Source organism: Curtobacterium sp. ODYSSEY 48 V2 (assembly GCF_023712625.1).
In the GTDB taxonomy this organism is placed as follows: domain Bacteria; phylum Actinomycetota; class Actinomycetes; order Actinomycetales; family Microbacteriaceae; genus Curtobacterium.
On sequence record NZ_JAMAXX010000007.1, the window covers coordinates 163822 to 183844 of the forward strand.

The 20023-nt window shown below is 71.9% G+C and carries 18 protein-coding genes; 12 read left to right on the forward strand and 6 right to left on the reverse strand.

Features of this window, described 5'->3' with window-relative positions:
* Window positions 1–18 precede the first annotated feature (18 nt).
* From M3666_RS12375 to M3666_RS12385, 3 genes are read right to left on the reverse strand one after another with little or no spacing between them, the layout of a single operon-like run.
* Window positions 19–1035 carry a Gfo/Idh/MocA family protein gene (locus M3666_RS12375; protein WP_251155365.1) on the reverse strand — a complete coding sequence of 339 codons (1017 nt, stop codon included), beginning with the start codon at window positions 1033–1035 and terminating at the stop codon, window positions 19–21.
* Window positions 1032–2162, reverse strand: coding sequence for an ROK family protein (locus M3666_RS12380; RefSeq protein WP_251155366.1), 1131 nt, complete (start codon window positions 2160–2162; stop codon window positions 1032–1034). The genes M3666_RS12375 and M3666_RS12380 overlap by 4 nt, the downstream gene beginning before the upstream one ends.
* Window positions 2159–3379 (reverse strand): ROK family transcriptional regulator, encoded by a 1221-nt coding sequence (locus M3666_RS12385; protein ID WP_066652175.1) that lies wholly within the window; start codon window positions 3377–3379, stop codon window positions 2159–2161. Before M3666_RS12385 ends, M3666_RS12380 begins: the two co-directional genes overlap by 4 nt.
* A gap of 139 nt (window positions 3380–3518) precedes the next feature.
* On the opposite strand from M3666_RS12385, the gene M3666_RS12390 reads away from it, so the two are divergent.
* From M3666_RS12390 to M3666_RS12435, 10 genes are all read left to right on the forward strand, one after another.
* Window positions 3519–4475, forward strand: a complete 957-nt coding sequence (locus M3666_RS12390) for a carbohydrate ABC transporter permease (RefSeq protein WP_081984625.1) — start codon at window positions 3519–3521, stop codon at window positions 4473–4475.
* 10 nt (window positions 4476–4485) lie between these two features.
* On the forward strand, window positions 4486–5388 hold the full coding sequence (locus M3666_RS12395) for a carbohydrate ABC transporter permease (RefSeq protein ID WP_251155367.1): 903 nt from the start codon (window positions 4486–4488) through the stop codon (window positions 5386–5388).
* A gap of 94 nt (window positions 5389–5482) precedes the next feature.
* Window positions 5483–6790 carry an ABC transporter substrate-binding protein gene (locus M3666_RS12400; protein WP_066652171.1) on the forward strand — a complete coding sequence of 436 codons (1308 nt, stop codon included), beginning with the start codon at window positions 5483–5485 and terminating at the stop codon, window positions 6788–6790.
* Window positions 6791–6922: 132 nt separating this feature from the next.
* Window positions 6923–7768, forward strand: coding sequence for a DUF4097 family beta strand repeat-containing protein (locus tag M3666_RS12405; RefSeq protein WP_066652169.1), 846 nt, complete (start codon window positions 6923–6925; stop codon window positions 7766–7768).
* Complete coding sequence (locus M3666_RS12410; protein WP_251155368.1) at window positions 7765–8346, forward strand: PadR family transcriptional regulator; 582 nt, start codon at window positions 7765–7767, stop codon at window positions 8344–8346. Before M3666_RS12405 ends, M3666_RS12410 begins: the two co-directional genes overlap by 4 nt.
* Before the next feature lie 128 nt (window positions 8347–8474).
* Complete coding sequence (locus tag M3666_RS12415) at window positions 8475–10724, forward strand: APC family permease (RefSeq protein WP_251155369.1); 2250 nt, start codon at window positions 8475–8477, stop codon at window positions 10722–10724.
* 13 nt (window positions 10725–10737) lie between these two features.
* Window positions 10738–11493 (forward strand): hypothetical protein, encoded by a 756-nt coding sequence (locus tag M3666_RS12420; RefSeq protein WP_251155370.1) that lies wholly within the window; start codon window positions 10738–10740, stop codon window positions 11491–11493.
* Window positions 11494–11600: 107 nt separating this feature from the next.
* The gene (locus tag M3666_RS12425) at window positions 11601–11867 is read left to right on the forward strand and encodes a DUF3072 domain-containing protein (protein ID WP_066652161.1); all 267 of its coding nucleotides are present in this window, start codon (window positions 11601–11603) and stop codon (window positions 11865–11867) included.
* A gap of 171 nt (window positions 11868–12038) precedes the next feature.
* Window positions 12039–12479, forward strand: a complete 441-nt coding sequence (locus M3666_RS12430) for a DoxX family protein (RefSeq protein ID WP_066652159.1) — start codon at window positions 12039–12041, stop codon at window positions 12477–12479.
* Window positions 12480–12648: 169 nt separating this feature from the next.
* Complete coding sequence (locus tag M3666_RS12435) at window positions 12649–12870, forward strand: DUF3073 domain-containing protein (RefSeq protein WP_066652157.1); 222 nt, start codon at window positions 12649–12651, stop codon at window positions 12868–12870.
* 498 nt (window positions 12871–13368) lie between these two features.
* On the opposite strand, the gene purM is transcribed toward M3666_RS12435, so the two are convergent.
* The gene (gene purM / locus M3666_RS12440; protein ID WP_251155371.1) at window positions 13369–14469 is read right to left on the reverse strand and encodes a phosphoribosylformylglycinamidine cyclo-ligase; all 1101 of its coding nucleotides are present in this window, start codon (window positions 14467–14469) and stop codon (window positions 13369–13371) included.
* Window positions 14470–14540: 71 nt separating this feature from the next.
* Here purM and purF point away from each other — a divergent pair, with 71 nt between their 5' ends.
* Entirely contained in the window at window positions 14541–15998 is a 1458-nt protein-coding gene (purF, locus tag M3666_RS12445; protein ID WP_066652154.1) for an amidophosphoribosyltransferase, read from the forward strand.
* Window positions 15999–16085: 87 nt separating this feature from the next.
* Here the strand turns inward: purF and M3666_RS12450 are convergent, their stop codons facing one another.
* On the reverse strand, window positions 16086–16514 hold the full coding sequence (locus tag M3666_RS12450; protein ID WP_209684023.1) for a hypothetical protein: 429 nt from the start codon (window positions 16512–16514) through the stop codon (window positions 16086–16088).
* 202 nt (window positions 16515–16716) lie between these two features.
* On the opposite strand from M3666_RS12450, the gene M3666_RS17140 reads away from it, so the two are divergent.
* Entirely contained in the window at window positions 16717–19308 is a 2592-nt protein-coding gene (locus M3666_RS17140; protein ID WP_251155372.1) for a LuxR C-terminal-related transcriptional regulator, read from the forward strand.
* Between the two features lie 346 nt (window positions 19309–19654).
* On the opposite strand, the gene M3666_RS12460 is transcribed toward M3666_RS17140, so the two are convergent.
* The gene (locus M3666_RS12460; protein ID WP_251155373.1) at window positions 19655–20017 is read right to left on the reverse strand and encodes a sterol carrier family protein; all 363 of its coding nucleotides are present in this window, start codon (window positions 20015–20017) and stop codon (window positions 19655–19657) included.
* Between the last annotated feature and the right edge of the window lie 6 nt (window positions 20018–20023).

A 20023-nucleotide genomic window follows, 5' to 3' on the forward strand; every position in this document is an offset into this window, starting at 1 on the left:
CGCCGATGCGCAGGGCGGTCACGCCGTCGCCCCCTCGTGCGTCCCGGCCGCCGGGGCGGGCTCGAGGTCGACGGGCTGCCCCGTCGCGACCGACCGCAGCGCGGCGTTGACGATGCGGACCGCGGTGGCGCCGTCCTCGGCGGACACGCGGGGCACCGCGCCGCCACGGAAGGCCCCGAGGTACTCGCGGATCTCGAGGAAGTACGGGTCCTCGGCGGGGTCGAGCTCGGGCAGGTCGCCGCCGACCCCGGCTTCGTCGAGGAGCTCCGCCGTGTAGTTCCGCTCGGCGCGGGAGTCGTGCGACAGGGACCCGAGGGTGCCGGTGGCGGAGAACTCCGTGACGAACGGCAGGTGCGCCGGCCCCCAGATGCCCGCGACGTGGCTGATCGCCCCGGACGCGTGGGTGAGCAGCACGTGCGCCGCCTCGACTGGGTGGTCGACGGTGCCCTTGCGGACGTGCACCGCGCTGACCCGGACGACGTCGCCGGCGATCCACCGTGCGATGTCCAGGTCGTGGATCATCTGGTCCATGATGATGCCGCCCGAGAGCTCGGGGTCGGCGAACCAGGCGGAGCGGGTCGGGAACGCACCCGAGCGGACGAACCGCAGGACGGCCAGTTCGCCGAGCTGCCCGGCCTCGACCGCGGCCTTGAGACGGACGTACTCGGGGAAGTAGCGGACCACGTGTGCCGGGTAGAGCTGGCGACCGGCCTCCTGCGCGAGCCGGACCAGGTCGTCGGCGTCCGCGTCGGTGCGGGCGAGCGGCTTCTCGCTGATGACGTCCTTGCCTGCGGCGAGCGCCGCGCGCACGACCTCGGCGTGGGCGTACGTGGGGACGACGACGTCCACCACGTCGACGCGGGCGAGGAGTTCGTCGAGTGAGTCGACCACCTCGCCGCCGTGTGCTGCGACGAGGTCCTCGGCGCCGACCTCGGAGAAGACGACGACGTCCCCGATCCGGAGCAGGTTCGGCAGGTGCGCGTGGGCGATCACCCCCGCGCCGACGAGGCCGATCCGGAGTCGCTGAGCGGTCATGGGGTCCTCCTGGTTCGTGGTGGTGCGGTGTCCGTGGTGGGTTCGGCGCCGTGGGCAGCGGTGGTGGCGGCAGGCGGCGCAGGGGCCGACTGCGCTGCGGTCGACTGCGCTGCGGTCGACTGCGCAGCGGTGCGGGCGAGCAGGGCTGCTCCCGCCAGGCCAGCACCGGCGCCCGCGAGGGACTGCTCGATGCGGGGCGCGGGACGCCAGCCGAGCCGCGCGTCCACCGCGGTGCGCAGCGGGGCGAGCAGGCGTTCCCCGGACTCGCCGAGTCCGCCGCCGACGACGACCACCGCCGGGTCGAGCACGGCGGACAGGATCGCGATCCCGGCGGCGAGCGCGTCGACCGCGTCGGCCCAGACCGCGGCGGCCACGGGGTCGGTGTCCACGGCGGCGACGATCTCCTCGGTCGCGCCGTCGATCGTGCCGCCGGCCGCGCGGTAGCGCCGTCGGATGTTCCGTGCGGAGGCGTACACCTCGACGCACCCGCGCTGCCCGCACGTGCAGGGCTCGCCGCCCGGTCGGACGCACACGTGTCCGACCTCGCCGGCACCTCCGGCTGCCCCGACCACCAGGCGCCCGTCGACGACCAGGCTCGCGGAGACGCCGGTCCCGATCGGGATGAAGACCAGCTCGGCGACGTCCCGGCCCGCCGCGGTGCGTGCTGCGATCTCGGCCGTCGCGGCAGCGCGGGCGTCGTGTGCGACGGCGACGGGGACGCCGTACCGGTCGCGCAGGAGTCCGGCAAGGGGCAGGTCGTGCCAGTCGAGGTTGACCGCGACGACCACCGTCCCGGTCTCGGCGTCGACGACCCCGGGCGTGCAGAGACCGATGGCGGCGAGCGGGTGCCCGGCGGCGGCGGCTGCTGCGGCGAGTCGGTCGACGACGGCGGTGACGGCGGCGAGCGCCGGACCGCCCACGGCGGCGTCCGTGGCCGCCGCGTGCGCGTCGGTCGCCGCGTGCGCGTCGGTCGCCGCGACCGGCGCCAGGGTGGGGACGACCGCGCGGTCGAGGACGACGTCACCGACCCGGACCATCCCCTTGACGGTGGTGCCGCCGACGTCGACGGCGACGACCGCGCCCGATGCTTCCCGGCCGCCGTGCGAGCCCGTGCCCGCGGCGCTCATGCCGTCCGCTCCGTCGCCGCGCGGGCGAGTTCGTCGACGCGTGCCGGTGCGAGCACCTCGTCGATCGCGAGCACCGTCGCCCCGCGGATGCCGGCGTCGCGCGGGGACGAGCTCGCCCGGACGTCGAGGGCGTCCGCGACCATCGGCAGGCACGACCGGTAGAGCTCCCCGCGGATCGTCGCGACCAGGACGGACGACGCCGACATCGCCCCCGCCAGCACGACCTCGCTCGGGTTGCAGAAGTTCACGATGCCGGAGAGCACGCGGCCGATGTGCTCCCCCGCCCGGCGGAGCTCGTCGAGGACGACCGCGTCGCCCTGCGCCGCGAGCGCGAGCACGTCGCTCGTCCCGCCGACCTGCCGTCCGCCCGCGCGCAGCCGCGCCACGATCGCTCCCCCGGACGCCACCGACTCGAGGCAGTCCGGCACGCCGCAGGTGCAGCCGATCGCGGCCTGGCCGTCGACCGGGGTGTGGCTGATCTCGCCGGCGGCACCGCTCACCCCGCGGTGCAGGCGCCCGTCGAGCAGCACCCCCGAGCCGATGCGGGTGCCGAGCTTCACCGCGACGAGCGTGCCCGTGCGGTCGGGGCCCGGACGCTCGGCCAGGGCGATGAGGTTCGCGTCGTTCTCGACGAGGACGGGGGCGTCGGTGTGCTCGGCGAAGAGCTCGGGCAGCACGGCACCGTGCCACGACGGCTCGAACGACGGGGTCGCGATGCTGCCGCCCGGGTACGACACGGGCGCGGGGACGCTGATCGCGGCGCCGCGGAAGCGGGTCGTGTCGAGGCCGGCGTCGCGGGCGAGCTCGACGAACCGGTCCCACAGCGCGGCGACCGACGCCCGCGGTCCGGCGGCGACGGGCACCGTCGCGGCGCCGTGCTCGAGGGCGTCGGTGTCGGCGACGATCCGGCCGGCCAGGTCGGTGAGCACGATGCGCACGTGGTGGGCGCCGAGGTCGGCCGCGGCGACGAAGCCGGCGTCCGCCACGAGTTCGAGCCGCCGGGCACGCCTGCCGCCGCGGGACCCCTCGGCGCCGCTCTCGCGCACGAGCCCGAGCGCGGTCAGTGCGTCGACCCGGGCCGAGGCCGTGGACGGTGCGAGTCCGGTGCTCCTGGCGATGCTCGAGCGCGAGGTCGTGTCCGAGACGCGGATCAGTCGGAGGACGTCCCCGACGGACCCGGGGTTCCGGTCCATGTCCTGGAAGTGCTGCTCGTGCATGCCGACACTGTAGCGACGAAACGGTCGATTATCGAACGAAGTCGTTGCAGATTCGACTGTTTACTTTTGGTGATCGAACGGTAATCTGCTCGAAACAGCCGATTCCTAGCGTTCAACGACGAGCCAAGAGGAGGTCCGCATGACGAGTGCGGTTGAGAACCCGGCCCGGGTGCGTGTCCCCGGTCGACGGTCGTCCACTGCGGACGCGAGCCGGATGGAACGACGCGAGGGCCGAGCGGGCTACGTGCTCATCGCCCCGACGACGGTGCTGCTGGCGCTGTTCTACCTGTACCCACTGGCGCAGACCGTCTTCTACTCGTTCACCGACTGGAACCCCGCGTCCGGCGAGACGAACGGCTTCGTCGGCCTGTCGAACTTCACCGGGCTGTTCCAGGACGGCGAGTTCGTCCGGGCGGCCGGCAACACGGCGCTGTACGTGGTGGTCGTGGTGCCGATCACGATGGCCCTCGGGCTGTTCTTCGCGGCACTGCTGGCGCAGCCGTTCCGCGGTCGCGGCGTCTACCGGGCACTGCTGTTCGTGCCGTACATCGCCCCGATCGTCGGCAGCGCACTGATCTTCAGCTTCATCCTGTCGCCGCTCGGCGGTCTGGTGAACGGCGTGGTCACCGCGCTCGGTGCTCCCCCGATCGGCTTCCTGACGTCCGAGCCGTGGGCCCTGGTCTCGGTGATCGTGTTCTCGATCTGGCAGGGCGTCGGCTACACGATGATCATCTACTCGGCCGCGCTCACGAACATCCCGGCGTCCTACATGGAGGCCGCGACGCTCGACGGCGCCGGGCCGATCCGCCGCTTCTTCCGGATCTCGCTCCCCCTGGTCGCCCCGACCACGGGCTTCCTCGCGATCACCGGCGTGATCGGCGCGCTGCAGGTCTTCACGCAGGTCTACGTCCTGACCCAGGGCGGCCCGATCAACTCGAGCGAGACGATCCTCTACTACATCTACAACCAGGGCTTCGTGTTCTTCCACGGTGGCTCGGCCAGCGCTGCCGCCGTGCTCCTGCTCATCGTCGGCATCCTCGTCGCGGTCGTCCAGCTGCGGGTCATCAACCGCCGTGATCCCGTCGAGCTGAACTAGGACCGCCACCGTGACCCAGATCGCCTCCCGCACCCTCCCGGCGGACGCACACCGCGCCTCCCGTCCGCACCACAGCCGCCCGTTCGGCGTGCTGTTCCGCAAGCACTCACCCGCCGTCCTGCGGCACGTCATCCTGCTCGTCGCGGTCGTGCTGTTCTTCGGCCCGTTCCTCTGGATGCTGCTGACGAGCTTCAAGTCCTCGGAGGAGGCGCTCGCCTTCCCGCCGACCTTCCTGCCGCGGCAGTGGGAGCTGTCGAACTACACCGACATCTTCACCGTCGCTCCCTTCGGGCTGTACTTCTTCAACTCGACGGTCGTGGCGATCGCGACCACCCTCGGGCAGATCGTGACGAGCCTGGCTGCGGGCTTCGCGTTCTCGCGCCTGAAGTTCCCCGGCAAGAACATCGTCTTCGTCGTCCTGCTCGCCGCGCTCCTCGTGCCGTTCGAGGTCGTGTTCACGCCCCTCATCACCCTGCTGTCCTCGCTGCACTGGCTGAACAGCTACCAGGGCCTCATCGTCCCGAACATCCCGTCGATCCTCGGCACCTTCCTCTTCCGGCAGTTCTTCACGTCGTTCCCGAGCGAGATCGAGGACGCCAGCCGGGTGGACGGTGCCGGGGTGTGGCGGCGGATGTGGTCCGTCGTGACGCCGATGGCGACGCCGATGATCGGGTCCTTCGCGGTCCTGTCGTTCGTCTACAACTGGAACAACTTCTTCTTCCAGTTCCTCGTCGCGTCGCGGACGGAGTTCTTCACCGTCTCCGTCGGCCTCACGCAGCTGCAGTCCGCGAACGCGAGCCAGAGCTTCAACCTGCTGATGGCCGGCTCCACGCTGGCGATCCTGCCGGTCTTCATCGTCTTCATCATCTTCCAGAAGCAGATCGTGTCGGCCATGGCCGGCGGACTCCGCTGATCCCGCACCGCCCCTCGCTCCACTCCTCCTCATCACCCTCCGCCCCAGGCGGGGGCACCCTTCGCTCCACCCGAAGTCCGAGAAAGGACGACTCATGCGCAAGCGACTGCTCGGCGCCACGGCCCTCGCCGTGGGTGCTGCACTGGCCCTGTCCGGGTGTTCCGGCGGCTCCGTCACCGGCAACTCCGGCGGCAGCGGCGGCAAGACCACGATCACGGTCTGGCACAACTACACGGGGCCGCAGGCCACCGAGGTGAAGAAGCTCATCGACGAGTACAACTCCTCGCAGGACGAGATCGACGTCCAGCCCCAGTACGCGGCCTCGTCCGACCAGTTCGACGCGAAGCTCATCAACGCGCTGAAGAACGACACCGGTCCCGACATGGTGCTCGGTGACAGCACCCCGCAGCAGACCGGCGAGGTGATCCAGACCGGCAAGGTCCTGCCGCTCGAGGACCACCTGTCGAGCGGAGACGTCACGAAGGACAGCTTCACCGAGGGCATGCTCTCGACCGGCGAGTTCGACGGTAAGCAGTACACGCTGCCGACCGACATCGGCGACTACGCCGTCGTCTACAACAAGGAGATGTTCAAGGCCGCGGGCATCACCGACACCCCGACGACGTGGGCGGAGTTCCAGGACGACGCGAAGAAGCTCACCAAGGGCACGACCCAGTACGGCGCCTACCTGCCGATCGGTACCGGTGAGTGGCCGGTCTTCACGTGGCAGTCGATGCTCTGGGGTGCCGGCGGCGACTTCCTCAACGAGGACAACACCAAGGTCGAGTTCAACAGCGACGCGGGCGTGAAGGCCCTCACCGCGTGGACGGACATGCTGCAGGACGGCTCGGCCTACCCGCAGTCGCTCCTGACCACCTCGACGAACGGCGCCGTCCCCGCGCTCACGTCGAAGAAGGCCGCGATGGCGATCACCGGCGCGTACGACCTGTCGACCATCGACAGCACGCTCGGCAAGGAGAACGTCGGTGTCTTCCCGCTCCCGGGCATCGAGGAGCCGGCGATGAACCTCGGCACGAACAACTCGTACATCATCGAGACGACGACCGCGAAGCAGGACGCCTCGTGGAAGTTCCTGCAGTGGTGGCTCAGCCCGGACACCCAGGCGAAGTGGGACATCGCGACCGGCCTGCTCCCCGCGAACCAGGCCACGGCGGACAACGCGACGTGGAAGCAGTACCTGGACGAGAACCCGCGCCTCAAGGCCTTCGCCGACGAGCTCGAGTACGCCAAGGCCCGTCCGTCGATCACCGCGTACGGCGAGGTGAGCGCGGCGCTGTCGACGCAGCTGCAGTCCGCGATGCTGCTGAAGACCAGTCCGAAGGAGGCCCTCGACGCGGCGGCGGAGAAGGCACAGGCGGCGCTGGACGACGCCGCGAAGTAGGCCCGCTCCGCAGGACGGCCCCGCTCCCCACCGGGAGCGGGGCCGTCCTGCATCCTGGCCTGGTGACAACGGGTCACTCGCGATGTACCGTGACTCCACACACGCGATACATCGCGAGTTCGAGGAGGCAACATGGCCCAGGAGAAGTGGCTCGTCGAGGAGCCCAAGGTGATCGACACCGGCATCGTCCGCGCCCTGCGCGTCGGGCTCGCCGGTGGGCAGGTCGACGTCGTGGCCCACGACGAACCGACCGCCCGGGTGGAGGTGCACGGCGTGTCCGGCAAGCCGCTCAAGATCGAGCTGGACGGCGACACGCTCACCATCGACCACCCGCAGGTCCGGTGGGACGACCCGCTCGGCTTCCTCAGGTCGTTCCGCGGTCGCGCCACCGCCGACGTCAGCGTGCTGGTCCCCCGCGACGCACGGGTCACGGTCGGCGTCGTCTCCGCGGGGGCGCTGCTCTCCGGCACGAACCGCGGCGCCTCGGTGAACACCGTCTCGGGCGACGTCGTCGTCGACGGGCTCGCGGGCGACCTCGCCGTGCACGCCGTCTCCGGGGCGACCACGGTCCGCGACCTCGACGGCGCACTGACGGTCCGCACCGTGTCGGGCGACGTCGTGGCGACGGGCGCGATCCCGCGCCTCACGGCCGACGGGGTGAACGCCGACGTGGTGCTCGACCTGCAGGGCACCCCGGACGCCGCACGCATCAACACCGTGTCCGGGTCGGTGAGCGTCCGGCTCGAGGACGGCGTCCCCTACCGCTGCACCGTCAGCACCGCGTCCGGCAAGCTGCAGTTCGACGACTCCGAGATCCGCGGCGTCCGCGGCTCGTACGTCAAGCAGGGCGGCGAGCTGAGCGGGCAGTGGCTCGACCTCAAGGTCAACTCGGTCTCGGGCGACGTCGCGGTCCTGCACGCCCCGCCCGCCCCGGCCGCCCCGACGGACGCCCCGACCGGCGCGGAGGCGTCCGAATGAGCCCCGTCTTCGCGCACGGTCACCTGCGCCTGTCACTGCTCGCCATGCTCGCCGACCGCCCCATGCACGGCTACGAGCTCATCCAGGCCCTCGGCGAGCGCTTCGGCGGCGCGTACGTCCCGAGCGCCGGCACCGTGTACCCGCGGCTCGCCAAGCTCGAGTCCGAGGGGCTCGTCACCAAGACCGTCGACGGCCGCAAGACCGTGTACGCGATCACCGACGCCGGCCGTGCCGAGCTCGACGCCCGCGCCGAGGAGCTCGCCGCGGTCGAGTCCGGGGTCGCCGACTCGGTGCGGTCCCTGGCCGACGGCGTCCGCGCCTCGGTCGGCGAGGCCATGCGCTCGCTCCGAGCGGACCTCGCTGCGAGCGCCCAGGCCCCGCGCGGTCAGACCGCCGACGAGCCCGTCGACGCCCCGACGGAGGGCGCCCGCGCCCTCCGCGAGGTCGAGATGGCGATCGCCGCGTTCCGGCAGCAGGTCCGGGCGGACCTGCGTCGCCGCGCGACGCGCGGGACGCTCACCGAGGACACGGTGACGCGCCTGCGGGACGGCCTGGAGGCCCTGCGCCGCTCCGTCTGACGGCCGCCGGCGGACGGGTGGTGGCGAGCCGCGCCTCCCGTCCGCTGCCCGTCGACGTGCGTCCGGCGCACGGCCGTCGCCGCCTGTCCGTTCCCACAGTGTTGACTCGGGCGCGCAACTGAGTAGGTTTGCCGCTCGTGACGAACGAGATCCGGTCGCTCAAGGCGCGACTGATCGGCGATCCCCTGCCCTCCGAGAAGCTCGAGGGACAGCTCCTCCCGAAGCACCTGGCGCTGCCGATCTTCGCGAGCGACCCGCTGTCGAGCGTGGCGTACGCCCCGCAGGAGCTCCTCATGATCCTGCTGCTCGGCGGGATGGCGTTCCTGGCCTTCGCCCCGTGGGTCGCGGCCGTGGTGGTGCTGCTGCTCGTCGTGGTCGTCGCGTCCTACCGGCAGCTCGTCAAGGCCTACCCGTCCGGCGGTGGCGACTACGAGGTCGCCCACCGGAACCTCGGCGAGAAGGCCGGCCTCGTCGTGGCGAGCGCGCTGCTCGTCGACTACGTCATGACGGTCGCCGTGTCGGTGGCCTCGGGCGTGGACAACATCATCTCGGCCCTGCCGACACTCGACCCGTTCCGCGTCGAGCTCGCGGTCGCCTTCGTCGTGCTGCTCGCCGGGGTGAACCTGCGCGGCGTCCGCGAGTCGAGCAAGGCGTTCGCGGTGCCGACCTACCTGTTCGTCGGCTCGGTGTTCGTCATGGTCGTCACCGGCCTGGTCCGCACCGCCCTCGGCAACGCCCCCGTCGCCGAGTCCGCCGCGTACACGATCGACAACGTCGAGCACACGACGCAGGCGGCCTTCGTGCTGCTGCTCCTGCGCGCGTTCGCGTCCGGCTGCTCGGCCCTGACCGGTGTCGAGGCGATCGCGAACGGCGTGCAGGCCTTCCGTCGCCCGAAGATCCGCAACGCCCAGACGACGCTGGTGCTCATGGGCTCGATCGCGATCGTGCTGTTCGTCGGGCTCATCACGCTCGCGCTCGTCTCGCACGTGCACTACGCCGAGCGCGCGTGCGACCTGCAGGGCTTCACCGCGTGCGCGACCACACCGCAGCGCTCGCTCATCGCGCAGATCGCCGCCGCGACCTTCGGGGGCGGCAGCGTGCTGTTCTTCGTCGTCCAGGCGACGACGGCTGCGGTCCTGCTCCTCGCCGCGAACACGGCCTTCAACGGCTTCCCGCTGCTCGGCTCGATCCTGGCGCGGGACTCCTACGCGCCGAAGGCCCTGTCGACCCGCGGCGACCGCCTCATCTACTCGAACGGCGTCATCGTGCTCGCGCTCGTCGCGGTCGCGCTGCTCGTGGTCTACCGCGCGAACGTCACGAGCCTCATCCAGCTGTACATCATCGGCGTCTTCGTGTCGTTCACGCTCGGCCAGACCGGCATGGTCCGGCACTGGCTGCGCCTGCTGCGCTCGGAGCGCGACGGCAGCGCGGACGAGCCCGTCGACCGCGGACAGGTGTGGCGCTCGCTGACGATCAACGCGATCGGCGCGACCTCCACCTTCGTCGTGCTCGTCGTCGTCACCATCACGAAGTTCACGCACGGCGCCTGGCTCGTGTTCGTGATCATGCCCGTGCTGTTCGTCCTCATGCTCGGCGTGAACCGGTACTACCGCGACGTCTCGCACGAGGTCGAGGCGGACGTCGACACGCAGTTCGGCGCGACCGGCGACCACGCGATCGTCCTCGTCAACACACTCCAGAAGCCGGTGCTCAAGGCGATCGACTACGCCATCGCGGCACAGCACGCCGGACTCGAGGCGGTGCACGTCGCGATCGACGACGCCGAGGCCCGCCGGCTGCAGGAGCAGTGGGCCGAGCACGGGATCGAGGTCCCGCTCACCGTCGTGCCGAGTCCCTACCGCGACATCTCGATGCCGCTCATCCGGTACATCAAGGCGCACCGGGCCGAGCACGGGTCCGAGGTCGTCACCGTCTACACGCCGGTCTTCGTCGTCGGGCACTGGTGGGAGACCCTGCTGCACAACCACCGCGGGCGCCGGATCCGCAAGAAGCTCCTGCTGGTGCACGGGGTGACCGTGGCCCTGGTGCCGTGGCTGCTCGACTCGTCGGAACTGCTCTACGGCCGGCGCTCCCGTCCGCTGCCGGGGCAGGAACGCCGCGGTGAGCCGGTCCGGCCGGCCCTCCGCCGCTCGCCGCAGGGCGTGTCCCACCACGACGCGCAGGAGGACCGCCTGCTCCGGTCCGTCCAGCGGAACAGCCTGCAGCCGGTGGGGTCGCCGGCGCAGCGCGACGGCCTGCAGCCGCGGCGGGCGTCGCGTCCCGCCGGTCCCGCGGAGGGCGTCGACCCGACCCAGTGCACGGGCGAGGTGCACCTCCTCGTCCCCACACCTGCACGCCGTGACGGCGGCCGGTCGTAGCATCGTCGGCGACATGACGATCTCCGACCTGCGCACCTTCGCGACCTTCGACGGCCACGGCGGCAAGGTGTCGAAGCGCGTCGAGGTGCTCGACCACGAACCACCGGTGGCCGGACCGTACGCCGGACTCGTCGCCGTGCGCGGTGAGCACCCGCTCGGAGCCCTCGACGAACGCCCCGCCGACGACCGCGCCGACCTCGCCCGCGGGGTCGCCAGCATCGGCTGGGTCGACCCGGCCACGCTCCGCGACTGGTACCGACCGGACCGCGTCGTGGTCACGCGGCTCGAGGCACGCCGCTCCGGGCTCGAGCCGGGGCTCTACGCCGACTCGCGTGGCCGCGGTCGCGTGCGGATCGACGGCCTGGAGGGACTGCTCGCCCCCGACGGTCGGCCCGCCTTCCGTGCACTGGCCGGTCCGGTCGACGCCCCGGTGGTCGACGTCCCCCTGCCCACCGACCAGGCGGTGCGCCTGGTCGCCGTGCGCGCCGTCGAGGGTGGTCTCGAGGTCGTGACCACCCCGGTCTCGCCGTTCCTCTCCCCCGGTCGGTACGCCGCGTACGACGCCGACGTGGTCGGGCTGCCGCCCCGGGCGTCCACCGGGCAGGTGTCCGTGCGGGCGGCGGTGCTCATCGACGGGTCGTTGCACGAGGTCGTCCGGATCGACGAGCGGGCGGCGACGATCTGGATCGAGCAGGGCGGCGCCGAGGTGCCGATCGCGACGAGCGGCGTCGGACCGGACCTGGTGCGCTACACGGCGACGCCGGTCTGAGCGCCGCCGTCCGCCTGGTCGGGAGCCCTGTCCGCGTGCCGGCGCACGTCCCCTGGGGGACGTCGTCGCTGCGTGTCGTGTCCGGCGTCGCGCGTAGGTTCAGCGCCATGACCGACGCAGCAGACCAGACCCCCGACGAGTCGCACCAGGGCGAGACCCTGGGCGGCGAGCGTCCCGACCCCTCGACGACCGCGAGCAAGGACCCGGAGCAGTGGGTGACCGGCGACGAGCCCATGACCGGCCCGCAGCGCAGCTACCTCGACACCCTCGCCCGCGAGGCCGGCGAGGAGCTCCCCGCGGACCTCAGCAAGGCCGAGGCGTCCGAGCACATCGACCGCCTGCAGCAGCAGACCGGGCGCGGCGCGGACTCCTGACGCGACACCCTGTCGCCCGACGCCGGTCCCCGCTGTGGTGGACCGGCGTCGGTCGTTCCAGAGCGGCGGTCCCCGATTCGGCGGACCGGCGTCTGGGTGACCCCTGGCCGAGTGCGGACAATCCCCCGAGGGCCGCGGGTCGATGACACGTCACCGCATAGCGTCGTCGCCATGCGAACGACATCGACCTCCATCGGCCTGACCGCGCTCCGCATCGTCCTCGGCGTGGTGTTCACCGCACACGGCGCCCAGAAGTTCGCGCAGGGGATCCCCGGCGTCGCGCAGGGCTTCTCGGGCATGGGCGTCCCGCTCGCCGAGGTCGCGGCACCCCTCGTCGCCGGCCTCGAGCTCGTCGGCGGGATCCTGCTCGTGGTCGGCGTCGCGACACGGGTCGTCGGACTGCTGCTCGCGGTCGACATGGTCGTCGCGGGCCTGCTCGCCCACGCGACCGCCGGCTTCTTCGCCCAGGACGGCGGCTTCGAGTACGTGCTCGTGCTCGCCGTCGCCTCGCTCGCGATCGCCCTGACCGGACCCGGGCGGTTCTCGCTCGACGCCCTCGTCCTGCGCTCGGCACGGCGGAAGCGGGGCGTGCCGGAGCCGCTCGCGGCGTGAGCCCTGGTCACCTCTGCGACCGGCCGACGGGGGACGCCGATGGGCAGGTGGGGAACGGGGTACATGGTAGAGTGATCGGCAGATTTCAAACCACGAACCGTTCGGTTCCCCGGGTGGCAACCATGCACCCGCCAGGACCGGACCAGAGCCGATCACGAGGGGGTCACGCATGGGGCGCGGCCGTCAGAAGGCAAAGCACACCAAGGTCGCCCGGGAGCTGAAGTACTTCAGTCCGGACACGAACTACGGTGCGCTCGAGCGAGAGCTCTCCGCCGGGCAACACTCGGACGAGAACTCCTACGTCGACCGCTGGGCTGACCAGTACGGTGAGGAACCGGGCGACGACGAGGACGAGTTCGAGCCCCAGCAGGACCAGGACAAGTCCGCCTGACCCGGACCGTCGACGCCGCGCACCCTCCGGGGTCGCGCGGCGTCGTCGTGTGCGCGGGCACCGGCGGTCGGCGGGCACGTCCAGCTCGCTGGGCTCGAGCCCTGGTCGCACGACTTGCCACTCACCTTCGACATGAGCGGCAGTTCGCGCGACCCGAACGATCGCACGCGGCAGGTCGTGCGACCAGGACGGCCGCGCCGGCACCGGTGGAACATCGCCGACGACGGCCCGAGCGGGTCGACCTCGCCGCACCACCGCACTCGGCGGCGAGCTTCGGTCGCAGGACTTGCCGCTCACCTTCGACATGAGCGGCAGTTCGCGCGACCGGAACGACCGCACGCGGCAGGTCGTGCGACCAGGACGGCCGCGCCGGCACCGGTGGAACATCGCCGACGCCGTCAGCTCGGCGCAGACGGTGACGCCGCGCGACCGCACGACGCCGTCAGCTCGGCGCGACCGTACGACGCCGCGCGGCCGACGAGGTCGGGGCGGTGCGCCTCAGCCCGCGTAGGAACCGACGAGCCGGACCGCTCCCCCGTCGACGCCCTTGGCACCCTGCTCGAACCCGTCCAGGTCCCGCGCCGAGGTCGACACCGTGCCGACCGTCCACGCGGGCAGCCCCGCGGCCCGCAGGTCGTCGAGCACCGCCGATGCCGAGGACGCCGCGACGACCGCGAACATCCCGATGCCGAGGTTCCAGGTGCCCTCGGTGTCCTCCACCGGTGTCCCCGCCATGTCCGCGAGCACCCGGAACACCGTCGGGGGCGTCCACGTCGAGCGCTCGACCTCGACCCAGGTGCCGACGGGCAGCACCCGCGCCAGGTTCGCGGCGATGCCACCACCGGTGACGTGGGACAGCGAGTGGACGACGCCGGGTCGGGCGTCGAGCAGGTCGAGCAGCGGCGCGGTGTACAGCCGGGTGGGCTCGAGCAGGGCTTCGCCCACCGAGACGCCCGCGCCGAACTCCGGCAGCTGGTCGGTGTACCCGATGCCCTTGCCGGAGAGGATGTGCCGGACGAGCGAGTACCCGTTCGAGTGCAGCCCGGAGGACTCGATCGCCACCACGACGTCGCCGTCATCGACGAGGTGCGCGCCGAGCTGACGTCCGGCCTCGACGACGCCGGTCGCGGCACCCGCCACGTCGTAGTCGTCCGGCCCGAGCAGCCCCGGGTGCTCCGCCGTCTCGCCGCCGACCAGGGCGGTCCCGGTCGCCGAGCAGCCGCGGGCGATGCCGGCGACGATGTCGGCGATGCGGTTCGGCACGACCCGGCCGCAGGCGATGTAGTCCGTCATGAAGAGCGGCTTCGCGCCCACCACGACGATGTCGTCGACGACCATGCCGACGAGGTCCTGGCCGATCGTGTCGTGCTTGTCGATCGCCTGCGCGATGGCGACCTTGGTGCCGACGCCGTCGGTCGAGGTCGCGAGCAGCGGACGCTCGTAGTCCTTGAGGAACGAGACGTCGTAGAGCCCGGCGAACCCGCCGACACCACCGAGCACCGATGGGTTGTGGGTCGCCGAGACGGCGGACTTCATGAGTTCGACGGCCAGGTCACCGGCGGCGGTGTCGACACCGGCGGCAGCGTACGGGTTCGGCATGCGTGGTCCTCCGCGGAGCATGGCAGACTTGTTCGGTACCACCCGATCCTACGGTCTGGAGCACTCCGCGAATGTGCGGCATCGTCGGCCTCGTTGCGCAGGGGCCCGTCAACCAATCCATCTACGACGCCCTGCTGCTCCTGCAGCACCGGGGCCAGGACTCGACCGGCATCGCCACGGTCGAGGGTCGCGTCCACCACATGCACAAGACGCGTGGGCACGTCCGTGAAGCATTCCGCACCCGCGACATGCGTGCCCTGCTCGGCACGATGGGCCTCGGACACGTCCGGTACGCCACGAAGGGCGTCGCGAGCAACGAGGAAGAGGCCCAGCCGTTCTACGTGAACGCGCCCTACGGCATCGTGCTCGTGCACAACGGCAACCTGACGAACACCCGCGAGCTCACCCGCGAGCTGTTCGACATCGACCGCCGTCACCTCAACACGACGAGCGACACCGAGCTGTTGGTCAACGTCCTGGCGCACGAGCTCCAGGGCCAGGTCCGCGGCAGCGAGCTCGACGCCGGTCAGGTGTTCGACGCGGTCGAGCGCGTGCACGAGCGCGTCGAGGGCTCCTACGCCACGATCGCCACGATCGCCGGGCACGGCCTGCTGGCGTTCCGCGACCCGTACGGCATCCGACCGCTGATCCTCGGCCACAAGTTCGACGAGGCCGGGCAGCCGGAGTGGGTCGTGGCGAGCGAGTCCCTCGTGCTCGAGTCCGGCGGCTACGAGGTCGTCCGCGACATCGCTCCGGGCGAGGCCGTGTTCATCGAGATGAACGGCCAGATGCACGCCCGCCAGTGCGCGAAGGACCCGCGTCTGGTGCCGTGCTCGTTCGAGTACGTCTACCTCGCGCGTCCCGACTCCGTCATGAACGGCATCTCGGTGTACGACGCCCGCCTCCGTCTCGGCAACCGCCTGGCCGACACGATCGCGCAGTACGCCCCGACCGGGGACATCGACGTGGTCATGCCGATCCCGGACTCGTCCCGACCCGCGGCCATGCAGGTCGCGCAGAAGCTCGGCATCGACTACCGCGAGGGCTTCTTCAAGAACCGCTACGTCGGCCGCACGTTCATCATGCCCGGGCAGGCGGAGCGCAAGCGTTCGGTGCGCCAGAAGCTCAACGCGATGTCGTCCGAGTTCAAGGGCAAGAACATCCTGATCGTCGACGACTCGATCGTCCGCGGCACCACGAGCCGCGAGATCGTGGAGATGGCACGAGCAGCCGGTGCGAACGAGGTCACGTTCACGAGCGCCGCTCCCCCGGTCCGGTACCCGCACGTGTACGGCATCAACATGCCGACCCGCGCCGAGCTGATCGCGCACGACCGGAAGATCCCGGAGATCAACCGCGTGCTCGGCAGCGACCACCTCATCTACCAGGAGGTCGCGGACATGCGTGACGCGATCATCGAGGGCTCGGACGTCACCGACCTCGAGATGAGCTGCTTCACCGGTGAGTACGTCACCGGCACGGTGAGCCCGGAGTACCTGTCGTGGGTGGAGGCGAACCAGCTCAGCTGAGTCGCGTCGCCACGGCGACCACGGAACGGACGGGAGGCTCCCCACCAGCTGGTGGGGAGCCTCCCGTCCGTCGTGCGGTGCAGACCGTCAGCGGTCGGTGCGTCCCGCGGGTCCGCCCGCGTCACCGTGCTCCTCGACCTCGCCGTCGACGGTCTCCTCGGCCGGCTCGACCTCGACGCGCTCCGCCGTCAGGCGGGCGGCGCGGCGGGCGAACACGCGGTCGAGGACGATCGCCACGACGGCCCCGACGAAGGCGCCGATCGTGACACCCCAGAGCGAGAAGTAGCCGACCAGCGTGCCGAAGTCGGCGTCCTGCTGGTCGCCGCGGTCGATGTCCATGGTGAGCGTCACGACCAGCAGGGTCGCGAGGAAGCCGAGCACCGCGCCGCCGACGATGAACACGCCGAACTTCGGTGCGCGGCGGATGGTGACCTCGTCCGCCGAGCTGACGGCGCTCGGAGCCGGCGTCGCGGCCGGCGCTGCCGGGCGGTCTTCGGGTCGGTCGGTGTCGCTCACCCGACCATTGTCCCCCACTGTGGGACGTCCGTCGGCCTGTTGCGCGTCGACCGATCCAGGGCATGATGTCCCTACCGGTCGGTATCCACGGAACGCAGTCCGTCGGACACCGACCACCCGGTCGAGGACGATGTCGGAGCCCGGGAACGGGATCCGTGAGCCGGGGGGAGCAGGCGGACGACCAGGAACGGGAGGTGACGGGGTGCACGAACAGTCCGTCCGTGGGCGTCGCCGCCCCCGCACGCCCGGACGCGTCCCGTGGCCGATCGTGCAGCGTCGCGAGGAGGACCGCGCGGTCTCCGTCGTCGCTGAGCACCGCTGGAGCGTCGCGATCGTCGGCGCACCGGGGCTCGGCAAGACCTCCACCGCCGCCCGCGTGACCGACCGCGTCGCTCGCCGTGACCCCACCGGTCGCACGGTCGTCGTGCCGATCACCGCGGTCGAAGCCGGTCGCTCGATGCCGTTCGGTGCCGTGGCGGACCGCTTCGGTGAGCTGCCGGCGGCCCTGGCGGACCTGGTCGACGACGCCTCGGCCGCACGCCGACTGCGCGAGACCGACGACCTGGCCGACCGCGACGTCGTGCTGCGCGTCGACGACGCCGACCACCTCGACGCCATCTCGGCTCGGTACGTCGCCTGGCTCGTCCGCGACCAGGGTGCGCGGCTCGTGCTGACGTGCCGCGACTTCACCGCACTGTCGGAGCCGCTCCGCGCACTGTGGCAGGACGACCTGCTCGAGCGCATCGACCTCGCCCCGCTCGACCTGCACGAGACCGGCGAGGTCGTCGCACAGGCACTCGGCGCGCAGCTCGAGACCGCCTCGACCGAGCGCGTGCACCGGGCGACCGCCGGCAACCCGCTGTACCTGCGCGAGGTCGTCCGGGCGGCACTGACGTCCGGGGCGCTCGACCAGACCGCGACGGGCTGGTACTGGCGCGGCCGGGTCACCGCGTCGAACAGCCTGGCGGACATGTACCGCACCGAGCTCGGCGCGCTGCCCGAGGACCTCCGTGACGTCGTCGACATCGTCGCGCTGGCCGATCCGATCCCGCTCGTCCGGCTGCTCGGCATGGTGTCCGGCGGTGACGTCGACCGGGTCGTCGCGCTGGGCCTGGTCGCGGTCGACTCCGCCGAGGACGGCACGAGCATCGTCCGGTCGTCCCACCCGCTCGTGGGCGAGGTCGTCCGTGGCCTCGTGCCGGTCGCGCGGCGCACGGCACTGTTCGCGCGCGCCAACGCCTTCCGGACCGCCCGACCGGAGGGTGCGCCGCCCGCCGCCCGGCTCCGCGCCGCGCTCTGGTCGCTCGAGTGCGGTGTGCTGCCGTCGGTCGGCCAGCTCATCGACGCCACCCAGGTCGCCGTCCGGCTGCAGGAGCACGAGAGCGCCGTCGCCCTGGCCTCGGCCGCACTGCGCACCGCGCTCACGGCCACCGAGCGGGTCACCGCCCTCTGCCTGCGGTCCATCGCGCACTCGTACAGCACGGGTCGTGAGGCCGGTCGCGCCGACGCGGAGGCCGCGTGGGACCTCGCCCGGAAGCGCGCCGGCGAGATCGACGACGCCGTCGTGGTCGAGGCGTGCGAGACCCTGGCGAACATCCGGCAGTTCCACGACGACGACGTCGACGCCGCCGTGGCGCTCTCCGAGGCCCTCGCACCCCTCGTCGGTCCGGAGACGGCCGAGCACGTCCGGCTGCTCCGACTGGCCCACCTGGGTTGGGGCGGTCGGTTCGCCGAGGTCCGGGCGGAGATCGAGCGGTCGCGCATCCTCCAGCAGCCGACCGTGCCCGTGTCGCTCCTGTGCCTCGCGCCGTGCGTCACCATGGCACTCGCGACCGAGGGCCGGCTCGAGGAGGCCGCCGCGTTCGCGCGTCGGGCCATCGCCACCGCCGTCGAGCACGTCGAGGCTGCCCCGTGGGGCGTCGGCGAGAACGTCTCGGTGCTGCACCAGGTGCAGGTCTGGCGCGGGGACATGGCCGACCTGGTCACCGAGATCCCGGTCCGACGCGGGAGCCCGTTCCTGAAGTACGACTTCACGCTCGAGCTCATCGGCCTGGGCAACCACGCGATCGGCCAGCGACGGTGGGACGACGCGATCGCCGCGTTCTCGGCGGCGTGCGAGCGCTACGACGTGGCCGACCACGGCGGGTTCGCGGCCTACCCCTGGGCACGACTGGCCATGGCGTACGCGTACGCCGGCGACACCGAGCGCGCGGCCGCGGCACTCGAGCGCGCCCGCACCACACCGGGCCGCGCGATGCGGATCACCGGCGAGCAGGTGGCGGTGTCGATCGCCTGGACCGAGACGGTGCTCGGCAACCCGGCCGGACTCCGACACGCGGACGAGATCATCGAGCGCAGCACCCGTGACGGGTCGTGGCTGCACGTGATGTACGCGGTGACGCAGCACTACACGCACGACATGACGTCCGGGCGGGACACCACCGCGTCGCTCGCCCGCATGCGCGAAGCCGCAGCGCGCGTCGACGGTCCCCTCGCCCGCGCGGTCGTCGAGTACGCGGACGCCGAGCTCGCCGGCGACCGGACGCGGGTCGTGGCGGCACAGGGGGTCCTCGCCGCGCACGGGATGGCCGTGTCCGCCGGTCGGGTCCGCCCACCGCTGACGAACCGGGAGTACGAGGTCGCGGAACTCGCGGCGCAGGGCCTGAGCAACCGGCGGATCGCGGAGACGCTGAGCCTGAGCGTGCGGACGATCGACGCGCACATGTCGCGGATCTTCGCGAAGTGGGACGTGCACGCAAGGTCGGAGCTGGTGGAGCTGCTCGGCACCCGCTGACCACGCGTCGGCGTCCTGATGGTCGTCCTGCGGCGTCCTGAACCGCCTCGGAAGCTGACGCAGGGTCAGGAAAGGTCCCCGATGGGACCGCGATCGTTGCGGTTTGCAGCACGACTCGCCGTACCGGTTGACAACGAAGGCAGCATGTCGCGTACCTTGAACCCTGTCGCCGGGTTCGGACCCGTTCGGGTCGGGTCCGAATCCCGGCGACTTCGACGATACGCGGGTGGTCCTGTCGGTCACATCGGTAGGACCTACCTAAGTCCGTGAGCCAGGCTGTACGACCCGGCCGAGCGCCCCGGCTGCCGGGTCACCCGGCCGCGCGACCGCAGCGGCGCGACCGGCGTCAGACCGCGGTACGGACCGGCAGGAACGCCGTCAGGTCGGCCCGGGACCCGGACGCGCTGACCCGGGACGCCGCCAGGGCCTCGTCCCACCGCAGCTCGCCCAGCGCCAGGGCCAGCCAGGTCGCGGCGTCGGTCTCCACCACGTTCGGCGGGGTCCCCCGCGTGTGCCGCGGACCCGGGACGGCCTGCACCGCGGCGAACGGCGGGACGCGGACCTCGACGCTGTTGCCGGGGACGTCGTCGGCCAGGCGCTGCAGGGTCCACCGCACCGCGGTCGCGACGTCCGAGCGGACGGTCGAGCCCGCGCGCACGGCGGCGAGCGCGGAGCGTCCGGCGGCGTCCTCGATCCTCTTCGGCGGCATGTCCAC